This is a genomic window from Enterobacter cloacae complex sp. SHL012 (assembly GCF_049237505.1).
Classification (GTDB): domain Bacteria; phylum Pseudomonadota; class Gammaproteobacteria; order Enterobacterales; family Enterobacteriaceae; genus Enterobacter; species Enterobacter kobei.
Map to the genome: position 1 here is coordinate 687,708 of NZ_JBMKIZ010000001.1, position 20,806 is coordinate 708,513.

Here is a 20,806-nt window from a genome sequence, read left to right on the forward strand (position 1 = left end):
AATTTAGCTTTAAGGCGGTATTTCGGTATCTTTCCGTTAGGGAAAGATACCGGGTGTGATTATTTTGCGGGGAGTTTGATGTCTTTAAACATCTCTTCAATATCTTCATTTGAGCGTAATGCAACGGCGGTATCCACCACGTCACGCGTTAAATGCGGGGCAAAGCGCTGAATAAAATCATACATATAGCTACGCAGGAAGGTACTGCGACGGAAGCCAATTTTTGTGGTGCTGTGGCTAAAAATATCGTGTGCATCAAGACGTACCAGATCAGGGTCTGACACCGGGTCGACCGCCATGCTGGCAATAACGCCCACGCCCAGACCAAGCCGTACGTAAGTCTTGATGACGTCGGCATCGGTAGCGGTAAAGACAATGCGTGGGGTTAACCCGGCACGGTTAAACGCAGTATCAAGCTCGGAACGTCCGGTAAAGCCAAACGTATAGGTGACTAACGGATATTGCGCCAGCTCTTCAATCGTCACCGACCCTTTCCCCGCCAGCGGGTGATCGGGAGTCACTACGATCGATCGGTTCCAGTGATAGCACGGAAGCATTACCAGATCGTCATACAGGTGGAGCGCTTCCGTCGCGATGGCAAAATCGGCATTCCCCTTCGACACCGCTTCAGCGATTTGCGTCGGTGACCCCTGATGCATATGCAAAGAGACGCGCGGATAACGCTCGATAAAGCCCTTAATGACGCCAGGTAATGCATAGCGCGCCTGGGTGTGCGTGGTGGCAATATACAGCGAGCCTTTATCTGGCCAGGTATGTTCTCCTGCAACAGATTTAATCGCATCGACTTTGGAGAGGACTTCACGCGCAATGCGAATAATTTCCTGCCCCGCTGGCGTCACCTGCGTAAGGTGCTTACCGCTACGGGCGAAAATCTGAATACCTAATTCATCCTCCAGCATGCGAACCTGCTTGCTGATGCCCGGTTGCGAGGTATATAGCCCCTCGGCAGTGGAAGAGACATTAAGGTTGTGATTCACCACCTCAACGATATAACGAAGCTGCTGTAATTTCATGCCAGACCATCCGATTTAGCGCACGCGGTCAATCGCTTAAGACGATTTGATAATAAGAAATGGGTTAACTATAACCACTATATCATTTATAGCCTGACTGTATAGTACGGAACAAAAAATAATAATAAGGTAATAAAAAAGGGCCGGAAGTCCGGCCCTTTCACAGGTAAGTGACGGTGAGGCAAGCTTATTTCTTGCCTTCAACCCATTTGCCATCGACAAAGAAGGCGGACCAGCCGGTCGCTTTGCCCTCTTTCTCTGCCGCCACGTACTGCTGCTTCGTTTTACGGCTAAAGCGAACCACCGTCTTATTGCCTTCAGGATCCTGCTGTGGCGCATCGGCCAGGTAACGCAGTTTTTCTGGCAGACGGTCACGGAAGCGGTGCAGTTCTTCTACCAGCGGCGCACGTGTTTCACGCGATTTCGGGAAGGTATTGGCCGCCAGGAAGACACCCGCAGCACCATCACGCAGCACGAAGTACGCGTCGGATTTTTCACACGGCAGCTCTGGCAACGGAACCGGATCTTCCTTCGGCGGAGCCACTTCACCGTTACGCAGAATTTTGCGCGTGTTTTTACACTCGTCGTTGGTGCACGCCATGTACTTCCCGAAACGCCCCATTTTCAGGTGCATTTCAGAGCCACACTTCTCGCACTCCACAATCGGGCCGTCATAGCCTTTAATGCGGAATTCACCTTCCTCAATCTCATACCCGTCACACGTTGGGTTATTACCGCAGACGTGCAGCTTACGTTTAGGATCGATCAGGTAGCTGTCCATCGCCGTGCCGCATTTTTTGCAGCGGCGTTTAGCACGCAGAGCGTTGGTTTCCGCATCCTCACCTTCCAGCACGTTGAGAACTTCGTTCTCCGGCACCAGGTTGATGGTGGTTTTGCAGCGCTCTTTTGGCGACAGCGCATAGCCGGAACAGCCAAGGAAGACGCCCGTGGTTGCCGTACGAATACCCATCTTGCGGCCGCAGGTTGGGCAGTCGATGCTGGTCAGAACCATCTGGTTAGGCAGCATGCCGCCCTCTTCAGGATCTTTCTCCGCTTTTTCAAGCTGGTTGGTAAAGTCGCTGAAGAAGCTGTCGAGAACCTTCTTCCACTCCGCCTTATGGCTGGCAACCTCGTCGAGGCTGTCTTCCATTTGCGCGGTGAAATCGTAGTTCATCAACTCGCGGAAATTAGCTTCCAGACGGTCGGTGACGATCTCACCCATTTTTTCCGCATAGAAACGACGGTTTTCAACTCGAACGTAGCCGCGATCCTGGATCGTCGAGATGATTGACGCGTAGGTCGATGGACGACCAATACCGCGTTTTTCCAGCTCTTTCACCAGCGACGCTTCACTAAAGCGCGCAGGCGGCTTGGTGAAGTGCTGAGCAGGAACGAGATCAACCAGGGAGAGCTCATCTCCCTTGTTCACCGCTGGCAGCGTACGGTCTTCATCACCTTTACGCAGCGCAGGCATGACTTTTGTCCAGCCGTCGAAACGCAGGATACGACCGCGCGCTTTGAGACGGAAGTCGCCCGCACCGACGGTCAGCGTCGTGGAGTCATACTTCGCAGGTGTCATCTGACAGGCGACAAACTGACGCCAGATCAGCTGATACAGCTTTTGGGCGTCGGCTTCCATATCTTTCAGCGACTCGGCTAACACAGAGACATCAGAAGGACGAATCGCTTCGTGCGCTTCCTGAGAGTTCTCTTTGCTGGCGAATTGATTGGCGCTTTCCGGCAGGTATTTTTTACCGAAGTTATCACTGATATAACCGCGTACCATGTTTACCGCATCCTGGCTCAGATTCGTTGAGTCAGTACGCATGTAGGTGATGTAACCCGCTTCATACAAGCGCTGGGCCATCATCATGGTTTTCTTCACGCCATAGCCAAGGCGCGTACTCGCCGCCTGTTGCAGGGTAGACGTGATAAACGGCGCGCCAGGTTTACTGCTGGTCGGTTTATCTTCACGTTCCAGCACCTGATAGCGTGCTTTTTCCAGCAACGCGACGGCAGCCATGGTCTGGTCACGGTTTTCAGGACGGAAAGGCTTATCGTTCTGATGGCTCACCTGCAGTGGCAGAGCGTCACCGCCCGGCGTGGTCACATTGGCGTCAATTTCCCAGAATTCTTCCGGCACGAAGGCTTTAATTTCGCGTTCACGCTCAACGACAAGACGCACGGCGACGGATTGCACACGTCCTGCGGACAGGCCACGGGCAATCTTTTTCCACAGCAGTGGAGAGACCATATAGCCTACAACGCGGTCCATAAAGCGACGCGCCTGCTGGGCGTTGACACGGTCGATGTTCAGCTCGCCAGGCTTCTCAAACGCCTGACGAATCGCATTTTTTGTAATTTCGTTAAACACTACGCGACTGTAGCGTTTGTCATCACCCCCGATCACTTCCCGCAGGTGCCATGCAATGGCTTCCCCTTCGCGGTCAAGGTCGGTTGCGAGATAAATGTGGTCTGCTTTTTCAGCCAGCTGCTTCAGCTCGTTAACGACTTTCTCTTTTCCGGGCAGCACTTCGTATTGTGCATCCCAGTTGTGCCATGGGTTAACACCCATGCGGTTGACAAGCGCGCTACGTTCATCCTTTTTAGGCTTTTTAGCCCCTTTGGTGGAGGTAGAGTCTGCGCTCTTTTTGCTGGCTGAGCCACTGGTCGGCAAATCGCGGATATGACCCACGCTGGACTTAACCACGTAGTCATTACCCAGATACTTATTGATCGTTTTGGCTTTTGCCGGGGACTCAACGATGACGAGAGCTTTACCCATATTCACCTTTACCTAATTTAATTCTTCCAGGAATACGCCGCACGTTGATTTCCCTTCCGCTGACGACGAGCCAATGATATTGCGGCTGCGTCAGGAGATATCAACCCCTTTGTCCTACCGGGTGTCTGAGGAAAGACGCCCAGGTGATTGAGTTATCGGGTATTTTTCTCACACCTCGTATAATTCGTGACGAGTTCCCGGTCGAATGTCAAGCAATTCTGTTGCCAGAATGACGAAAGCGCACACTCTACCTGATAAAATTCGTTACGCAACTTTATTAGCATGCAAAAGCAAATCCCGCCAACCTGCCCCCTGTATCTTATCCCCTCACAAAACAGGGAAAATTTGCCCCCAAAGCGGCCCCGGCGTAGACTATTGTCACTGTTTAAGGAGTGGATTATGCAGAATACGACCCAACCTATTGACCGAGCCTCTCTGCTTATCGAAGCAAATAAGCTTATCCGTGACCATGAAGATACCCTGGCGGGCATTGAAGCCACCGGTGTAGAGCAGCGTAATGGCGTGCTGGTTTTCAGCGGCGAATACTTCCTTGACGAACAGGGATTACCCACCCCAAAAAGCACCGCTGTGTTTAATATGTTTAAATACCTGGCGCATACGCTTTCTGAAAAATATCACCTGGTCGATTAATGCAAAACGCGAGGCATATGCCTCGCGTTTTTGCTTACAGCAGCGGTTTTTGTCCGCGCTGTAGCCAGCGAAGCAGCAGGCGATCTGCGCTTTCCGCTGCACTGTTGGTAAAGCGGTCCATCAGGCGCTTACGCTGGGTGAACCGCACGCCTATCAGCTCCCTTCCGTCCATCAGGTTGAGCAGCAGATCGTCGCTGGTCCCCACTTCATCAACCAGCCCTTTTTCCAGCGCCTGAATACCGTACCAGTGTTCGCCTGTCGCGACCTGCTCAATATCCAGCGTTGGGCGCATACGGTTTACGAAATCTTTAAACAGGTGGTGCGTTTCGTTGAGATCCTCACGGAATTTTTGGCGCCCTTCTTCCGTATTTTCCCCCAGCAGCGTCAGGGTACGTTTGTACTGACCCGCCGTGTGCAGTTCGATATCAATCTCTTTATTCTTCAGAAAACGGTTAAAGTTTGGGATCTGTGCGACCACGCCGATAGAGCCAATGATGGAGAACGGTGCCGCAACAATTTTGTCCGCCACGCAGGCCATCATATAGCCACCACTTGCCGCGACTTTATCTACCGCTACGGTAAGCGGGATCTGCTTTTCTCGCAGACGCTGTAGCTGAGAAGCGGCCAGTCCGTAGCCGTGCACAACCCCGCCTGGGCTTTCAAGACGCACCACCACTTGATCCTGCGGAGTGGCCACGGCCAGAACGGCAGTCACCTCTTCCCGTAGCGAAGCGACTTCATGCGCATCCATACTGCCTTTAAAATCGAGTACATAGACGCGAGGCTTCGCGTCAGACTGTGGCGTTGCAAGCTTAGCTTTCGCCTTTGCGGCTTTGGCTTCCTGCTTGTGCTTTTTCTTCTGGGCCTTCAGCCATGCCTTCTGTTGATGGCTATCAAGCAGTGAGAGGGACATGTCTTCCTGCATCTCTTTGTACTGCTCGCTCAGACGGGTAATGCGTAACTCCCCACGCTGACGTTTGCGCTGCGTGAGATTGACAATCAGAACGGCAATGACCGCAATGGCAATCACCACCGTCGCGATTTTAGCCAAAAACAACCCATATTGAGAAAGTAATTCCACGCGTTCCACCTTGATTTAACCACGAATCTTTCACGGCAGTGTACAACAGCCCTGCCTTTGCGTCTCGCCCGTGACATTACCTGTGCGAGCCATCTTCAGGAATCCCCGCCCGGCGGTTTAAATATTTGCAAATTGTTAATTTTACAGTAATACGTCCTGTAGACTGATTGAATTCTCACGCTAATTCGGGCATAAAGCCGAAAAGTCATTATGAAGGCGCCATTGAGTCACCGTGCGCCTGAGGAGTCACCGTGCACTATCAACCGCAAAAAAACCTGCTGCAGAACCGGATCATTCTTGTCACCGGTGCCAGCGCGGGTATTGGTCGCGAAGCGGCCCTGACGTATGCTGAATATGGCGCGAGCGTTATTCTGATCGGTCGCAACGAAGAAAAACTCAAAGGTGTCGCTCAGGAAATTGAAGCGGCAGGTGGCATACCGGCCCCCTGGTATACTCTTGATTTACTGACCTGTACGCCAGCGGTATGTCAGGAATTAGCCCAACGTATCAGCACCCATTATCCACGTCTGGACGGTGTGCTGCATAACGCCGGGTTGTTAGGCGAAGTTCGTCCAATGGATGAGCAGGATCCTGATATCTGGCAGCAGGTCATGCAGGTTAACGTCAACGGCACCTTTTTCCTCACCCAGGCCTTACTTCCTTTATTACTCAAATCCGAGTCAGGCTCTCTGGTCTTTACCTCTTCCAGCGTAGGCCGTGAGGGGCGCGCAAACTGGGGGGCATATGCTGTCTCTAAATTTGCGACCGAAGGTATGATGCAGGTGCTGGCGGAGGAATATCAGAGCCGCCATCTGCGCGTAAACTGCATTAATCCGGGCGGAACACGCACCAAAATGCGCGCCAGCGCGTTCCCGACAGAAGATCCGCAGAAGCTGAAAACCCCGGCCGATATTATGCCACTCTATCTCTGGCTAATGGGCGACGACAGCCGTCGCAAAACCGGAATGACTTTTGATGCCCAACCGGGCCGTAAACCGGGGATTTCGCAATGAGTGAAGAACGTCACCAGCAGCGCCAGCAGCGTCTGAAAGAACAGGTTGATGCGCGCATTGCGTCAGCCCAGGACGAGCGAGGGATCGTCATCGTATTTACCGGCAACGGCAAAGGCAAAACCACCGCCGCGTTCGGCACCGCCACCCGCGCCGTCGGACACGGGCAAAAAGTGGGCGTAATCCAGTTTATCAAAGGCGAATGGCCCAATGGGGAGCGCAATTTGCTGGAACCTCACGGCGTTGAGTTTCAGGTGATGGCAACCGGTTTTACGTGGGATACGCAGAACCGGGAAACCGACACCGCAGCCTGCCTTGCTGTCTGGGAGCACGCCAAAAGAATGCTGGCCGATCCGACGCTCAATATGGTGCTACTGGACGAGATCACCTATATGGTCGCCTACGACTACCTGCCGCTGAATGCCGTGCTGGATGCACTGAAAAACCGCCCTGCACATCAGACGGTAATCGTCACGGGTCGTGGGTGTCATCGGGATATTCTGGAACTGGCAGATACCGTCAGCGAGCTGCGTCCGGTCAAGCATGCATTTGATGCAGGTATCAAAGCGCAGCCTGGGATTGATTACTAAAGAAAAAAGCCCGGTGCATTCACCGGGCTTTAAGATTAACCGTTGTTATTCCGGCTGCCAGAGCGACGGTTGCTGCTGTTCACCTGGCTATGGCGTTTCACCGCACGACGGATCTGGTTCGCCTTCATACGACGACGATCTTTCTCCACCGCCACTTTTGAGGTGGTTTCCGGCGTTAGCCCCACCAGCTCGCGCAGGTAGTTGGTCTGGGTCAGATCCAGTTCGGTATAGCCGCCACGCGGCAGACCTTTTGGCAGCAGAATGTCGCCGTAACGAACGCGAATCAGGCGGCTAACCTGAACCCCTACCGCTTCCCACAGACGACGCACCTCGCGGTTGCGCCCCTCTGTCAGGGTGACGTTGTACCACTGGTTAATCCCTTCACCACCGGTAAATTTGATGGTTTTGAATGCTGCAGGACCGTCTTCCAGCTGAACGCCACGCGACAGGTCGCGCAGTTTATTTTCATCAACCTGGCCGAAGACACGCACGGCATATTCACGTTCCACTTCACGGCTTGGGTGCATCAGACGGTTTGCCAGCTCACCGTCGGTGGTAAATAGCAGCAGGCCGCAGGTGTTAACGTCCAGACGACCCACGGCAATCCAGCGCGCACCTCGCAGTTTAGGCAGACGGTCAAACACCGTCGGGCGACCTTCCGGGTCGTTGCGGGTACACAGCTCGCCTTCCGGCTTATAGTAAGCCAGCACGCGGCAAATCTGTTCAGCAGACTCTTTCACGGAGATAAGATGACCGTCGATGCGGATCTTAAGCCCCGGTACGATTTCTACGCGGTCACCCAGCGTGGCGATTTTACCGTCCACACTCACGCGGCCCGCTTCAATAATGGCTTCGATTTCACGGCGCGAACCGTGGCCGGCGCGCGCCAGCACTTTCTGTAACTTCTCGCTCATTGAGCTTCCTCAGGTGTCGCCTTCACAGGCGTCGAATCAGGTCAAAAGAGGGCCTGGCCCTGCTTTGATGGCCGCGTAGTATATCTGCTTACACCTCTACAAGAAAGGCTTAACATCGCCCACGCCTTCACGAATCACTTCTGGCGCATCTTCGGTTAAGTCGACCACGGTGGTCGGTTGCTGACCAAGATAGCCGCCGTGAATAATCAGCTCAACCACCTTCTCCAGACGATCTTTGATCTCTTCCGGGTCGGACTCGGTAAACTCACTTCCCGGCAGCATCAGCGAAGTCGAGAGCATCGGTTCGCCGAGGGTTTCCAGCAGCGCCTGCGCGATCGGGTTCGACGGTACGCGCATCCCGATGGTTTTCCGTTTTTCCTGCAACAGGCGGCGCGGAACCTCTTTCGTCCCTTTCAGGATGAAGGTGTAGTTACCCGGCGTGTTGTTTTTAATCAGGCGAAACGCCACGTTATCAACATACGCATAGGTCGACAGCTCAGAGAGATCGCGACACATCAGCGTAAAGTTATGGCCGTCCGGAAGCTGGCGAATACGGCAGATACGCTCCATCGCCCCTTTGTCTTCAATTTTGCAGCCCAGCGCGTAGCCAGAATCGGTCGGGTAAACAATCACGCCGCCTTTGCGGACGATCTCCACGGCCTGATTGATCAGACGTGGCTGCGGGTTATCCGGATGAATATAGAAAAACTGACTCATACTTCCCTCTCTTCAATTTGCTGCGGCTGTTCCCAGAGCTGCCAGACCGGCTCAACGCCTGCCGGTAACCAAAGCTTGCGCCCCAGTTCAATCCACGCGCAGGGCTGATGGAAATCAGAGCCCTGCGACCCTGACAGGCCGAACTGGCGAGAATAAGTCGCAAGCTGCGCACGCTCATTGGGTGCCTGCTGACACTGGGCGACTTCCATCGCCTCGCCACCGCATTCAGCAAAGTGTGCCAGCAGTCTTTTCAGCCATTTAGCAGAAAGATTATACCGCCCCGGATGGGCCAGCACGGCCTTACCACCAGAATGATGAATCACATCAATAGCTTGTTTTATTGTACACCACTGTGGCGGAACGTATCCGGTTTTCCCGCGCGCCAGATACTTTTTAAAAACATCCGCCATGGTCGTTGCCTTGCCCGCTTCAACCAGAAAACGGGCGAAATGACCGCGCGTGACTGCCCCACCGTTCGCGAGCGCTTGTGCCCCTTCCAGCGCACCCGGAATATGCGCCTTTTCCAGACGCTCGCCGATCATCTCCGCTCGCTGGTTGCGGCGCGTTTTTTGTTCTTGCAAAAACGTTACAAGTGCCGGATGTTCTATATCGATGTTCAGACCAACGATATGAATTTCATGGTTTTCCCAGACGGTTGAGATCTCAACCCCGGCGACCAGATTCAGCGCCAGCCCGCTGCGGGCAATCTCAGCGCGCGCTGCCGGAATGGCATCAGTGGTATCGTGATCGGTTATCGCCAGCGTGCCGACGCGCATCTCAACCGCGCGATGAACCAGGGCTTCGGGTGTCAGCAGACCATCAGAAGCCTGCGTATGGCTGTGTAAATCATAAATAATTGCGTAGGTGGTATCGCTCAAAGCACTTCCCATAACAGGTTGGAGACATCCGAAACCGCCATGATACCGACTTAACGCGAAATTCTGAAATCAAGGGTTGACAACTCGCCACCGAACTAGTTAACTAGTACGCAAGTTCACACGAGAAAGGTATCTGAAAATGACAGCACATTTCACTCTGCACGGTTGGTGGCGCACTTCCTGATTTTCGGGCAGTGTCACGCGTCTGCGAAATGCAAACAGATACCCAGCCCGCTACCCAGCGGGCTTTTTTTTGAACAGAATAAATGAGAACAACAACATGCAAACAGCCAAACCCCATCTCGACCTGCTGACCTGCGAGGCGGCCTATCGCCACAACCCGACCGCGCTGTTTCATCAGGTGTGCGGCGCACGTCCGGCAACGCTGCTGCTGGAGTCTGCTGATATCGACAGCAAAGACGATCTTAAAAGCCTGTTGCTGGTCGACAGCGCGCTGCGCATTACCGCGTTAGGTGACACTGTCACCATCAAGGCACTTTCTGACAATGGCGCATCGCTGCTGCCGCTGCTCGATGCTGCCCTGCCTGCGGGCATCGAGAATAAACGTCACCCGGACCAGCGAATTCTGCATTTTCCTCCGGTAAGCCAGCTGCTGGACGAAGATGCCCGCCTCTGCTCGCTGTCCGTTTTCGACGCTTTCCGCCTGCTGCAAAATCTGGTCACCGTGCCGGAAGATGAGCGTGAAGCGATGTTCTTCGGCGGGCTGTTTGCATATGACCTGGTCGCCGGGTTTGAAGATTTGCCGGAAACCGAGCAGGGTAACCGCTGCCCGGATTACTGCTTCTATCTGGCCGAGACCCTGCTGGTGATCGACCATCAGAAAAAATACACCCGCATCCAGGCCAGCCTGTTCACGCCGTCCGCGGCTGAGAAAGAGCGCCTCGAAAATCGCATCGCTCAACTCCAGCAGCAAATGACGGAGGCGCCCCCTGCGCTGCCGGTACAGCGCGTCGAGCAGATGACGTGTGAGGTTAACCAGACCGACGATCAGTACGGGGCCGTGGTTCGCCAGATGCAAAAAGCGATTCGCGCCGGGGAAATTTTCCAGGTGGTGCCTTCCCGTCGTTTCTCTCTCCCCTGCCCGTCGCCGCTGGCAGCGTACGATGTGCTGAAAAAGAGTAACCCGAGCCCTTACATGTTCTTTATGCAGGACAATGATTTCACTCTGTTTGGTGCGTCACCGGAAAGCTCACTGAAATACGACGCTACCAGCCGCCAGATTGAGATCTACCCAATTGCGGGAACCCGCCCCCGCGGCCGTCGTGCCGACGGTTCACTGGATCGCGATCTCGACAGCCGCATCGAACTGGAAATGCGTACTGACCACAAAGAGCTCTCCGAGCATCTGATGCTGGTTGACCTGGCGCGTAACGACCTTGCGCGTATTTGCACGCCGGGTAGCCGTTACGTGGCTGATCTGACCAAAGTCGACCGTTATTCCTTCGTCATGCATCTGGTCTCCCGCGTGGTGGGTGAACTGCGCAGCGACCTCGATGTGCTGCACGCCTACCGGGCCTGCATGAACATGGGCACCCTGAGCGGCGCGCCGAAAGTGCGTGCGATGCAGTTGATTGCCGCTGCCGAAGGTCGTCGTCGCGGCAGCTACGGCGGCGCGGTGGGTTACTTCACCGCCCACGGCGATCTCGATACCTGCATCGTGATCCGCTCTGCCTACGTTGAAGACGGAATTGCCACCGTCCAGGCCGGCGCCGGGATTGTTCTCGACTCTGTTCCGCAGTCTGAAGCTGACGAAACCCGCAGTAAGGCTCGCGCGGTATTGCGCGCCATTGCTACCGCACATCATGCACAGGAGATTTTCTGATGGCTGACATTCTGCTGCTCGATAATATCGACTCCTTTACCTATAACCTGGCAGATCAGCTGCGTGCGAATGGCCATAACGTCGTTATTTACCGCAACCACGTACCGGCGCAGACCCTGATTGACCGTCTGGCGACCATGCAAAACCCGGTGCTGATGCTCTCCCCGGGTCCGGGCGCGCCAAGCGAAGCAGGCTGTATGCCGGAGCTGCTGACCCGCATGCGCGGCAAGCTACCGATTATCGGCATCTGCCTCGGTCACCAGGCGATCGTTGAAGCCTACGGCGGCTATGTCGGCCAGGCGGGCGAGATCCTGCACGGTAAAGCCTCCAGCATTGAACATGACGGCCAGGCGATGTTTGCCGGGTTACCGAATCCACTTCCGGTTGCGCGCTATCACTCGCTGGTCGGGAGTAATATTCCCGCCGGGCTGACGATTAATGCTTCGTTTGAAGGGATGGTGATGGCGGTACGTCACGACGCGGATCGCGTCTGCGGCATGCAGTTCCACCCGGAATCGATCCTGACGTCACACGGTGCCCGTCTGCTGGAGCAGACCCTCGACTGGGCGCTACAGAAGCTGGAGCAGACCAATACCCTGCAACCGATTCTGGAGAAACTGTACCAGGCGCAGACCCTTAGCCAGCAGGAGAGCCACCAGCTCTTCTCCGCCGTAGTGCGCGGCGAGCTGAAGCCTGAACAGCTGGCCGCGGCGCTGGTGAGTATGAAAGTGCGCGGCGAAAGCCCGCAGGAGATCGCCGGTGCCGCCACGGCCCTGCTGGAAAATGCCGCCCCGTTCCCGCGCCCGGACTATCCGTTTGCCGATATCGTGGGTACCGGTGGCGACGGCAGCAACAGTATCAATATTTCGACTGCCAGCGCCTTTGTGGCGGCGGCATGCGGGATGAAGGTGGCGAAACACGGTAATCGCAGCGTTTCCAGTCGGTCTGGCTCCTCCGATCTGCTGGCCGCGTTCGGTATTAACCTCGACATGAATGCCGAACGTTCCCGAGAAGCGCTGGATGACCTGGGCGTCTGCTTCCTGTTCGCGCCGAAGTACCACACCGGTTTCCGCCATGCGATGCCGGTGCGCCAGCAGCTTAAAACCCGCACGCTCTTTAACGTGCTCGGTCCGCTGATTAACCCGGCCCATCCGCCGCTGGCATTGATTGGCGTATACAGCCCTGAACTGGTCCTGCCGATTGCCGAGACGCTGCGCGTCCTGGGTTACCAGCGTGCCGCCGTGGTACACAGCGGCGGTATGGATGAAGTTTCTCTCCACGCACCGACGCTTGTGGCCGAGCTGAACAACGGCGAAGTGCTTAGCTATCAGCTGGAGGCGTCTGATTTCGGCTTAACACCCTATCATCAGGACGCGCTGGCGGGCGGCACGCCGGAAGAAAACCGTGACATTCTGACGCGCTTACTACAAGGTAAAGGTGAGGCCGCGCATGAGGCCGCCGTGGCAGCCAACGTCGCCATGCTGATGCGTTTGCACGGTGAGGAAGACCTGAAGGCTAACGCCCAAAAAGTTCTGGATGTACTGCACTCCGGTGCAGCTTACGATCGCGTTACCGCACTTGCGGCAAGAGGGTAAAGAATGCAGACCGTTTTAGCGAAAATCGTTGCCGATAAGGCCATCTGGGTGGAAGCCCGCAAAGCAGAGCAGCCGCTTGCCAGTTTCCAGAATGATGTTGTTCCCAGCAGCCGTCGTTTCTATGACGCCCTGCAGGGCGCACGCACCGCCTTTATTCTGGAGTGCAAAAAGGCCTCTCCGTCAAAAGGCGTTATTCGTGACGATTTCGACCCGGCGCGTATCGCCGGTATTTATAAGCATCATGCGTCCGCCATCTCCGTGCTGACGGATGAGAAATATTTCCAGGGCAACTTCGATTTTCTGCCCATCGTCAGCGGCATCGCGCCGCAGCCGATCCTGTGCAAAGACTTTATTATCGACCCGTATCAGATCTGGCTTGCGCGTTTTTACCAGGCTGACGCCTGCCTGCTGATGCTCTCGGTACTCGACGACGAGCAGTATCGCCAGCTGTCTGCCGTAGCGCACAGTCTGAACATGGGCGTGCTGACCGAAGTAAGTAATGAAGAAGAACTGGAGCGCGCCATCGCGCTGGAAGCCAAAGTGGTCGGCATTAACAACCGCGATCTTCGCGACCTGTCGATTGACCTGAACCGTACGCGCCAGCTTGCGCCGCGTCTAGGTTCTGGCGTCACGGTAATCAGCGAATCCGGCATTAACAGCTACGCTCAGGTGCGCGAGCTGAGCCACTTCGCCAACGGTTTCCTGATTGGTTCCGCCATGATGGAACATGACGACCTTAACGCCGCGGTACGTCGCGTCCTGCTCGGTGAAAACAAAGTGTGTGGCTTAACTCGCGAACAGGATGCCCTGGCCGCGTATGACGCGGGGGCCATTTACGGCGGCCTGATCTTTGTTGACGCCTCGCCTCGTGCCGTCAGTGAGGAACAGGCGCGCAATGTGATCGCAGCAGCGCCACTTAGCTATGTGGGCGTGTTCCGTAATGCGGATATCGCAGACGTCGTGGCAAAAGCCGAAACGTTATCCCTGAGTGCGGTGCAACTGCATGGCGATGAGGATCAAGCCTACATCGATAAGCTGCGTGCAGACCTCGCCCCTCAGGTGCAGATCTGGAAAGCGCAAAGCGTGGGTACCACCCTGCCCGCACGTAACCTGAATCATGTTGATAAATATGTGCTCGACAACGGCCAGGGCGGTACGGGTCAGCGTTTTGACTGGTCACTGCTAAATGGCGAAAAGCTGGACAACGTCCTGCTGGCGGGTGGATTAAGCCCGGATAACTGCGTGGAAGCCGCCAAAGCGGGCTGCGCAGGCCTCGATTTCAATTCAGGCGTAGAGTCACAACCGGGTATTAAAGATGCCAGCAAACTGGCCTCGGTTTTTAACACTCTGCGTGCATATTAAGGAAGAGAAGATGACGACATTACTTAACCCGTATTTTGGTGAGTTCGGCGGGATGTACGTCCCGCAAATCCTGATGCCCGCCCTGCGCCAGCTGGAAGAGGCGTTCGTCAGTGCGCAGAAAGATCCGGCATTTCAGGCGGAATTTACCGACCTGCTGAAAAACTATGCGGGGCGTCCGACAGCGCTGACGAAATGTCGCAACCTGACCGAAGGCACAAACACGACATTGTATCTCAAGCGTGAGGATCTGCTGCACGGTGGCGCACATAAAACTAACCAGGTTCTCGGCCAGGCGCTGCTCGCGAAGCGTATGGGGAAAACCGAAATTATTGCTGAAACCGGTGCAGGCCAGCACGGCGTAGCCTCTGCGCTCGCCAGCGCCCTGCTCGGCCTGAAATGTCGCATTTACATGGGTGCGAAAGACGTTGAGCGTCAGTCTCCGAACGTGTTCCGTATGCGCCTGATGGGGGCGGAAGTGATCCCAGTGCACAGCGGCTCCGCGACGCTGAAAGATGCCTGTAACGAAGCGCTGCGCGACTGGTCTGGCAGCTACGAAACCGCGCACTACATGCTCGGTACCGCGGCGGGTCCGCACCCGTTCCCGACCATCGTGCGCGAATTCCAGCGCATGATCGGTGAAGAGACCAAAGCGCAGATCCTTGAAAAAGAAGGTCGTCTGCCGGATGCGGTGATCGCCTGCGTCGGCGGCGGGTCTAACGCCATCGGCATGTTTGCTGATTTCATCGACGACACCCGCGTGGGTTTGATTGGCGTCGAGCCTGCCGGTCACGGCATTGAATCGGGTGAACATGGCGCACCGTTGAAGCATGGTCGCGTGGGGATCTACTTCGGTATGAAATCGCCAATGATGCAAACCGAGGAAGGCCAGATTGAAGAGTCCTACTCTATCTCTGCGGGCCTGGATTTTCCGTCAGTTGGACCCCAGCATGCGTATCTGAACAGCACGGGTCGCGCGGATTATGTTTCTATTACCGATGACGAAGCGCTGGAAGCCTTCAAAACGCTGTGCCGCAGCGAAGGGATTATCCCGGCGCTGGAGTCTTCCCACGCCCTGGCGCACGCGCTGAAAATGATGAAAGAGAACCCGGAAAAAGAGCAACTGCTGGTCGTTAACCTGTCCGGTCGCGGTGACAAAGACATCTTCACCGTTCACGATATTCTGAAAGCACGAGGGGAAATCTGATGGAACGCTACGATAATGCATTTGCCGAACTGAAATCCCGCCAGGAAGGCGCGTTCGTTCCCTTCGTTACGCTGGGCGACCCTGGTCCGGAGCAGTCGCTGAAGATTATCGACGCCCTGATTGAAGCGGGTGCCGACGCGCTGGAGTTGGGTATTCCGTTCTCTGACCCGCTGGCGGATGGCCCGACCATCCAGAACGCCACCCTGCGCGCGTTTGCCGCAGGCGTGACGCCCACTCAGTGCTTCGAGATGCTGGCGGCGATCCGCCAGAAGCATCCGACGATCCCGATTGGCCTGCTGATGTACGCCAACCTGGTGTTTAACCGTGGTATTGATGAGTTTTACGCCGAGTGCGCGCGCGTGGGTGTCGACTCCGTTCTGGTGGCAGACGTACCGGTAGAAGAGTCTGCGCCGTTCCGTCAGGCGGCGATGCGACATAACGTGGCACCTATTTTCATCTGCCCGCCAAACGCCGATGATGAACTGCTGCGCCAGATTGCCTCCTATGGTCGCGGGTATACCTACCTGCTCTCCCGTGCGGGTGTAACCGGCGCGGAGAACAAAGCGGCGCTGCCTCTGCATCATCTGGTCGAAAAGCTGGCTGAATACCACGCGGCCCCTCCGCTGCAGGGCTTTGGGATTTCATCTCCCGACCAGGTCACCGCGGCGATTGACGCTAACGCAGCCGGTGCAATCTCAGGCTCCGCTATCGTTAAAATCATTGAGAAGAACGTGGACAAGCCAGAGCAAATGCTGGCTGAGCTGAAAACCTTTGTCAGCGCAATGAAAGCGGCAACGCGCAAAGCGTAACCTCTCCACCGTCTGGCTTCGCCGCCAGACGGTGTTTCTTTAGCGCCGCCATTCCGGGCACTGCCACGCACATTCGCCTGCTTTTATCGCCTGGAACGAATTTGAAAATAAAGTTACTGACCGCAACAAAATAGCTCGGTGCGGCTTAGGATTCAGGTCGTGGACTTGCCTGTACCGGATATGCCATTATATGATTTGGTTAAATCTTTGTATTTATCTCCTGAATGAGGTTAATACAAAATGGCATACGATTCAGGCGATAAGCGGTGGTGTACTTGGATTATTTATTAACATTCATAGAAAGCAATCCGGCTCTGGCCATTGGATTTAATCTTATTCTGCTGGTCATCTCTGGTTTCTTTGCGCACCTGATGTGCAAATTCCTGCTCATAAAAATCGTTCGTAAGGTCTTCTTTTCCAGCCACAAACAGGATGTCCCGCTGGAAAAAGATCGTCGTATTGCCGAGAAGCTGTCAAATTTCATTCCGGTTATTATCGTTTATTACGTCCTGCAGTTTATGCCCAATATGCCGGCATCGCTGGTGACGGCAATAAATACCATCTGTGGGATTTTATTCTTTATTTTTCTGTCGGTTTTCTTCAATGAGATGCTGGATATTGTCAACAGCTCTTATTTACGCAAGACGAAGCGTAAAAATCACTCTATCAAAGGCTATATTCAGATAGGGAAAATATTTATCCACATCATCGCTGCGATCATGATCCTTGCCGTCATGTCGAATAAATCCCCTGCGATCATTATTTCCAGCCTCGGGGCCGTAGCAGCCGTACTGATGTTAGTCTTTCAGCACACCCTGCTTTCGCTCGTGGCCAATATCCAGCTTTCGTCAAATGATGTCCTGCAGTTGGGGGACTGGATTGAAATGCCCGATAAGAACCTGAGTGGCGAAGTGACCGACATAGCGCTGCACACTATTACCATCCGTAACTGGGATAACACAATCTCGCGTATCCCGACCAAAAACTTCCTGACCGAAACGTATACCAACTGGCAGGCCATGTTTTCGTCAGGGGCGCGCCGGATTATGCGCAGCACCACTATCGATCAGCACTCCGTTAAATTCCTCACTCAGGAAACGCTGGCCCCGATGCTGGCCCTGCGCGGCACGAATGAACCGCTGGCAAAGCTCATCGACGGGCGTGATCCCATGGGCGTACCGGACAGTTGGTTTATGGATAATGGCCTGACAAATTTAACGCTTTTTCGGCACTACCTGATGGCATGGCTCGCCGATCGGCCTGATATTATCAAAGATATGTATATTGTCGTGCGAACGCTAAAGCCTACGCCGTCGGGTATTCCCCTGGAAATTTATTGTTTTACCTCATCCGTACTGTGGATGGAGTATGAAAATACCCAGTCAGCGATATTTGAATACATCACCGCTGTCGCCGGTCAATTCTCGCTCCGCTTATATCAGCATCCGGCTGGTCATGATTTCTGGCGTTTATCACAGGAATACAGCCTTCGGGACCGCATCCCGCCTCCGGGTGAAGGATAATTGTCTCAGAAAACAGGTCGGCTAAACAGAATAACAATTTTCCTGGAGCCATAAAAAAACCCGCACTCGGCGGGTTTTTTGTTATCAGTGAAGCTTAACTGCTCAGACTCGCGTCTTCATCGCTATCGTAAGGGTCATTGATAATAGGCGCGACTTACAGCGGAGAAACATTACCCGCTGCCGGGCCTTTAGCGCCATTTTCAATGGTGAAGGACACTTTCTGGCCTTCATCAAGCGATTTGAAGCTGTCGCTCTGAATAGCAGAGAAATGTACGAATACATCTTTGCTGCCGTCGTCAGGCGTGATAAAGCCAAAACCTTTATCAGCGTTAAACCATTTTACTAAACCAGTCATTTTATTAGACATAGATAATTCCTTATTTTTTGAGCCACTAAGCGCGGCGATGATGGCCTGTATTTAGAGAGTAACTTATTTGGCACTTAGGAGGAGGCTCACGAAGAAGAGTATCTATTGATAACACCTGAACTGAGGACTGCTTTACTAAACTGCGTTTATAAGGTCTGTATTCCAAACCGATGACGCTATTTAGGCACAGAAAATTTTTTTAAGCAAAGTTTTTATTTTTTATTATAACCGCTTAAACACCCGGACGGCTGAATGGCTATGGAAACTAAAGCCGCTGGGGCCATGTATTCGCATCCTGTGATAGCCAAAGCATATTGCCTCTTTTAGTGACGGAGAGCTCCCTGAAAGGGGGGATCTTATCGGCACAGAGTGAACGCACCCTCGCTAAGTAGCTCAATATGCTTAAAATTCATGCCTATATCGCACAAAGTGAAATAGATTTTCGTTCGAAGCCACTTATCATAGATGTTTTGAATGAAAGTGGTGGTGTTAATGTCTGTGCTCAAAAGCTTTTTCTTCTTTCTTTTCGCGTCAGCAGCCTGCTCCTTGCCCGTACTTTGTCTGTGGGCGGATATCTCTTTATTTAATCTGGATATACCGGAGATATCGCTGACCGAAATTGTGCAGGAATCGGTTTTAGTGAGCATCGTATTTATTCACTTCCTGCTGGCGAAGAAATGGGAATTCATGCGCTATTGCAACATCCTGATCGGCGGCTTTTTCCTCTCCATGCTGATTCGCGAACTGGATGCATTTTTTGATCTTCTGGCTCATGGAAGTTGGGTGTGGTTTGCACTACTTTCCGCCATTTGCGCTTTGCTTTATCCCGTTATCCATTTCCGACTTACTCTTACGCAACTGACCCACTATACCCGTACCCCGTGGTACGGCATGATGCTCAGTGGTCTGCTGGCAGTCCTGGTTTTCTCCCGGCTGTTTGGAATGCACGAATTATGGTACGCGATACTCGATCAAAGCTACGTCAGAGTGGTCAAGAATGTCGTGGAGGAAGGCAGCGAATCATTCGGGTATATGCTCTGCCTTATCGCATCTGCAGGGTACTACTGCTCTTTCCGTTCCCTCTCCCGCCAGAAATGATTCGGGCATTCGAACAGGTGATAAACGAAGCTCCGGTGTGTAAAACCGGAAGCCTCGTTTTGGCTACGCAAGCTTTGCCAGCGCCTCGCCGATGCTTTTTGCTCCACCGTAGAGATCGTGGCCGCTGATAATGTGCTCAGTGCTGTCAACCGTAACCAACAGCAGCGGAACCCCGCTGAAACCTTTTTGATTCATAAGACGCTTTACGTCAGCGATCCTGACGTCCGTCAGGCTGCGAAGCGCGTTATCGGCATCAAGCCGGCCGGCAAAGTCATTAGGGTTGAGGTCAACGTTATTTTCCCGAGCCCAGGCGATACCGATCTCTTCCACCACATCACTTTGCGCGGTATCACGCCCCAGTACATAGCGGGCATGTTGCAGTGCACGAAGCAGCCCTGCCTCTGCCGCCGGGCTGATTTCATGAAAAGCCGTAAGTGCCCGGTTCATAAACGTCGAATCAAAGCGCGCACCTGAGTTCAGGAGCTGGTGATAGCTCTCACTGAATGGCTGACCGGTCAGCGAAGCGATACGCCGATCGTTTGTCCATGCATATTCTGCCCATTGGGCGGTGATGTGCCGGGCACCCTCATCACAAAAAAGACCGCAGGGCATTAACGTGAGCTTTTCGATGTAATGTTGTGCCAGATAATTCAGGGCGGGCGAGCTGGCATAACACCAGCCGCAAAGTGGGTCAAAAAAATACTGTAGATTGTCAATGCGCATGTGGTATCCCCTGGGAATCATTAGCCCTCATCATAATGAGATTCCTCAATGCGAAAAACAGCCCTACAGTAAATTCAGTGTTTCATAGAGCGTACGAATGGACAGTATGTCTCTGCCCGAATGACCCCATCAGGCCAGGTCATTGGCGTCCGGTTTCTGCGCACGGTGGATCTTGTCACGGATCTTATCGACTGATGCTTTGATGTCAGCAATGATGTCGGCGTCCATCCCCAGGGTATCCACAATACAGCGCGTGATAGTGCTGGTCTCGCTTTTCAGCGCCTCCCCCTTCTCCGTCAGGTGGATAAGCACTTCGCGCTCATCCTTCGGATTACGTGTCCGGGTGATCAACCCCGCAGTCTCCAGCCGCTTCAGTAAAGGGGTCAACGTGCTGGACTCAAGAAAAAGAATTCCACTCAGTTCCTTCACTGTTCGCCCATCCTGATTCCACAAGGTAACCATCACCAGATACTGGGGATAGGTCAGGCCAAGCTTATCAAGCATGGGACGATAGAGCTGAGTAAAAGCATGTCCCGCAGAGTAAAGAGAGAAACAGAGCATACCGTGCACATCTGGCAGGGAATCCTCGGAATTAGTGTGTTTAGTCATATGTCCTCCAGTC

At 54.0% G+C, this 20,806-nt stretch carries 20 protein-coding genes and 1 other annotated feature; of the genes, 11 read left to right on the forward strand and 9 right to left on the reverse strand.

All coding sequences use genetic code 11. The features are described from left to right. Positions 1-59: 59 nt before the first annotated feature. Complete coding sequence (gene cysB, locus ACOTY9_RS03300; protein ID WP_006175683.1) at positions 60-1,034, reverse strand: HTH-type transcriptional regulator CysB; 975 nt, start codon at positions 1,032-1,034, stop codon at positions 60-62. 187 nt (positions 1,035-1,221) lie between these two features. Then, positions 1,222-3,819, reverse strand: a complete 2,598-nt coding sequence (gene topA, locus ACOTY9_RS03305) for a type I DNA topoisomerase (protein WP_023330550.1) — start codon at positions 3,817-3,819, stop codon at positions 1,222-1,224. A 399-nt stretch (positions 3,820-4,218) separates the two neighbouring features. Between topA and ACOTY9_RS03310 the strand changes: the two genes are divergently transcribed. After that, positions 4,219-4,470, forward strand: coding sequence for a YciN family protein (locus ACOTY9_RS03310; protein WP_003856804.1), 252 nt, complete (start codon positions 4,219-4,221; stop codon positions 4,468-4,470). Between the two features lie 34 nt (positions 4,471-4,504). Here the strand turns inward: ACOTY9_RS03310 and sohB are convergent, their stop codons facing one another. Further along, positions 4,505-5,551 (reverse strand): protease SohB, encoded by a 1,047-nt coding sequence (sohB, locus tag ACOTY9_RS03315; RefSeq protein WP_348565462.1) that lies wholly within the window; start codon positions 5,549-5,551, stop codon positions 4,505-4,507. A 251-nt stretch (positions 5,552-5,802) separates the two neighbouring features. Between sohB and ACOTY9_RS03320 the strand changes: the two genes are divergently transcribed. Together ACOTY9_RS03320 and cobO are read left to right on the forward strand one after the other, a co-directional pair. Continuing rightward, a complete protein-coding gene (locus tag ACOTY9_RS03320; protein ID WP_014884093.1) occupies positions 5,803-6,564 on the forward strand; it encodes a YciK family oxidoreductase in 762 nt (253 codons plus the stop codon). Further along, positions 6,561-7,151 carry a cob(I)yrinic acid a,c-diamide adenosyltransferase gene (gene cobO, locus ACOTY9_RS03325; protein ID WP_023337380.1) on the forward strand — a complete coding sequence of 197 codons (591 nt, stop codon included), beginning with the start codon at positions 6,561-6,563 and terminating at the stop codon, positions 7,149-7,151. Before ACOTY9_RS03320 ends, cobO begins: the two co-directional genes overlap by 4 nt. Before the next feature lie 35 nt (positions 7,152-7,186). Here the strand turns inward: cobO and rluB are convergent, their stop codons facing one another. From rluB to rnm, 3 genes are all read right to left on the reverse strand, one after another. Continuing rightward, a complete protein-coding gene (rluB, locus tag ACOTY9_RS03330; RefSeq protein ID WP_014884095.1) occupies positions 7,187-8,065 on the reverse strand; it encodes a 23S rRNA pseudouridine(2605) synthase RluB in 879 nt (292 codons plus the stop codon). 96 nt (positions 8,066-8,161) lie between these two features. Beyond that, positions 8,162-8,782, reverse strand: a complete 621-nt coding sequence (locus ACOTY9_RS03335; RefSeq protein ID WP_003856793.1) for an L-threonylcarbamoyladenylate synthase — start codon at positions 8,780-8,782, stop codon at positions 8,162-8,164. Continuing rightward, on the reverse strand, positions 8,779-9,660 hold the full coding sequence (gene rnm / locus ACOTY9_RS03340) for an RNase RNM (protein ID WP_348565461.1): 882 nt from the start codon (positions 9,658-9,660) through the stop codon (positions 8,779-8,781). The genes ACOTY9_RS03335 and rnm overlap by 4 nt, the downstream gene beginning before the upstream one ends. A 139-nt stretch (positions 9,661-9,799) precedes the next feature. Between rnm and trpL the strand changes: the two genes are divergently transcribed. The 7 genes from trpL to ACOTY9_RS03375 all read left to right on the forward strand — a co-directional run bounded on the left by trpL (position 9,800) and on the right by ACOTY9_RS03375 (position 17,996). Next, positions 9,800-9,844: a trp operon leader peptide gene (trpL, locus tag ACOTY9_RS03345; protein ID WP_106993556.1), complete on the forward strand. Its 45-nt coding sequence runs from the start codon at positions 9,800-9,802 to the stop codon at positions 9,842-9,844. Next, positions 9,821-9,915, forward strand: a sequence feature (Trp leader region). Its footprint overlaps the gene before it by 24 nt. Positions 9,916-9,940: 25 nt before the next feature. After that, positions 9,941-11,503, forward strand: a complete 1,563-nt coding sequence (locus ACOTY9_RS03350; RefSeq protein ID WP_023330555.1) for an anthranilate synthase component 1 — start codon at positions 9,941-9,943, stop codon at positions 11,501-11,503. After that, positions 11,503-13,098: a bifunctional anthranilate synthase glutamate amidotransferase component TrpG/anthranilate phosphoribosyltransferase TrpD gene (gene trpD / locus ACOTY9_RS03355; RefSeq protein WP_023330556.1), complete on the forward strand. Its 1,596-nt coding sequence runs from the start codon at positions 11,503-11,505 to the stop codon at positions 13,096-13,098. Before ACOTY9_RS03350 ends, trpD begins: the two co-directional genes overlap by 1 nt. 3 nt (positions 13,099-13,101) lie before the next feature. Then, entirely contained in the window at positions 13,102-14,460 is a 1,359-nt protein-coding gene (gene trpCF / locus ACOTY9_RS03360) for a bifunctional indole-3-glycerol-phosphate synthase TrpC/phosphoribosylanthranilate isomerase TrpF (protein ID WP_248196790.1), read from the forward strand. Positions 14,461-14,470: 10 nt separating this feature from the next. Beyond that, a complete protein-coding gene (gene trpB / locus ACOTY9_RS03365) occupies positions 14,471-15,664 on the forward strand; it encodes a tryptophan synthase subunit beta (protein WP_014884100.1) in 1,194 nt (397 codons plus the stop codon). Then, positions 15,664-16,473 (forward strand): tryptophan synthase subunit alpha, encoded by an 810-nt coding sequence (trpA, locus tag ACOTY9_RS03370; RefSeq protein WP_014884101.1) that lies wholly within the window; start codon positions 15,664-15,666, stop codon positions 16,471-16,473. Before trpB ends, trpA begins: the two co-directional genes overlap by 1 nt. 266 nt (positions 16,474-16,739) lie before the next feature. Continuing rightward, positions 16,740-17,996 carry a mechanosensitive ion channel family protein gene (locus tag ACOTY9_RS03375; RefSeq protein ID WP_023330557.1) on the forward strand — a complete coding sequence of 419 codons (1,257 nt, stop codon included), beginning with the start codon at positions 16,740-16,742 and terminating at the stop codon, positions 17,994-17,996. Between the two features lie 154 nt (positions 17,997-18,150). On the opposite strand, the gene cspE is transcribed toward ACOTY9_RS03375, so the two are convergent. Then, the gene (gene cspE, locus ACOTY9_RS03380; protein WP_014884103.1) at positions 18,151-18,363 is read right to left on the reverse strand and encodes a transcription antiterminator/RNA stability regulator CspE; all 213 of its coding nucleotides are present in this window, start codon (positions 18,361-18,363) and stop codon (positions 18,151-18,153) included. Between the two features lie 492 nt (positions 18,364-18,855). Between cspE and ACOTY9_RS03385 the strand changes: the two genes are divergently transcribed. Next, on the forward strand, positions 18,856-19,461 hold the full coding sequence (locus ACOTY9_RS03385; RefSeq protein ID WP_032629007.1) for a hypothetical protein: 606 nt from the start codon (positions 18,856-18,858) through the stop codon (positions 19,459-19,461). A 63-nt stretch (positions 19,462-19,524) separates the two neighbouring features. On the opposite strand, the gene ACOTY9_RS03390 is transcribed toward ACOTY9_RS03385, so the two are convergent. Continuing rightward, positions 19,525-20,184 carry a DsbA family protein gene (locus ACOTY9_RS03390; protein WP_088126672.1) on the reverse strand — a complete coding sequence of 220 codons (660 nt, stop codon included), beginning with the start codon at positions 20,182-20,184 and terminating at the stop codon, positions 19,525-19,527. 129 nt (positions 20,185-20,313) lie between these two features. Next, positions 20,314-20,793: a MarR family winged helix-turn-helix transcriptional regulator gene (locus tag ACOTY9_RS03395; RefSeq protein ID WP_014884107.1), complete on the reverse strand. Its 480-nt coding sequence runs from the start codon at positions 20,791-20,793 to the stop codon at positions 20,314-20,316. Between the last annotated feature and the right edge of the window lie 13 nt (positions 20,794-20,806).

What these genes read in the sequence shown, in the direction of transcription:
- ACOTY9_RS03390 (WP_088126672.1), bottom strand. Translation starts at nt 20,184, where the DNA reads ATGCGCATTGACAATCTACAGTATTTTTTTGACCCACTTTGCGGCTGG.
- cobO (WP_023337380.1), top strand. Translation starts at nt 6,561, where the DNA reads ATGAGTGAAGAACGTCACCAGCAGCGCCAGCAGCGTCTGAAAGAACAG.
- trpB (WP_014884100.1), top strand. Translation starts at nt 14,471, where the DNA reads ATGACGACATTACTTAACCCGTATTTTGGTGAGTTCGGCGGGATGTAC.
- rluB (WP_014884095.1), bottom strand. Translation starts at nt 8,065, where the DNA reads ATGAGCGAGAAGTTACAGAAAGTGCTGGCGCGCGCCGGCCACGGTTCG.
- cysB (WP_006175683.1), bottom strand. Translation starts at nt 1,034, where the DNA reads ATGAAATTACAGCAGCTTCGTTATATCGTTGAGGTGGTGAATCACAAC.
- trpD (WP_023330556.1), top strand. Translation starts at nt 11,503, where the DNA reads ATGGCTGACATTCTGCTGCTCGATAATATCGACTCCTTTACCTATAAC.
- ACOTY9_RS03310 (WP_003856804.1), top strand. Translation starts at nt 4,219, where the DNA reads ATGCAGAATACGACCCAACCTATTGACCGAGCCTCTCTGCTTATCGAA.
- cspE (WP_014884103.1), bottom strand. Translation starts at nt 18,363, where the DNA reads ATGTCTAATAAAATGACTGGTTTAGTAAAATGGTTTAACGCTGATAAA.
- trpA (WP_014884101.1), top strand. Translation starts at nt 15,664, where the DNA reads ATGGAACGCTACGATAATGCATTTGCCGAACTGAAATCCCGCCAGGAA.
- topA (WP_023330550.1), bottom strand. Translation starts at nt 3,819, where the DNA reads ATGGGTAAAGCTCTCGTCATCGTTGAGTCCCCGGCAAAAGCCAAAACG.
- ACOTY9_RS03335 (WP_003856793.1), bottom strand. Translation starts at nt 8,782, where the DNA reads ATGAGTCAGTTTTTCTATATTCATCCGGATAACCCGCAGCCACGTCTG.
- ACOTY9_RS03350 (WP_023330555.1), top strand. Translation starts at nt 9,941, where the DNA reads ATGCAAACAGCCAAACCCCATCTCGACCTGCTGACCTGCGAGGCGGCC.
- ACOTY9_RS03385 (WP_032629007.1), top strand. Translation starts at nt 18,856, where the DNA reads ATGTCTGTGCTCAAAAGCTTTTTCTTCTTTCTTTTCGCGTCAGCAGCC.
- ACOTY9_RS03395 (WP_014884107.1), bottom strand. Translation starts at nt 20,793, where the DNA reads ATGACTAAACACACTAATTCCGAGGATTCCCTGCCAGATGTGCACGGT.
- trpCF (WP_248196790.1), top strand. Translation starts at nt 13,102, where the DNA reads ATGCAGACCGTTTTAGCGAAAATCGTTGCCGATAAGGCCATCTGGGTG.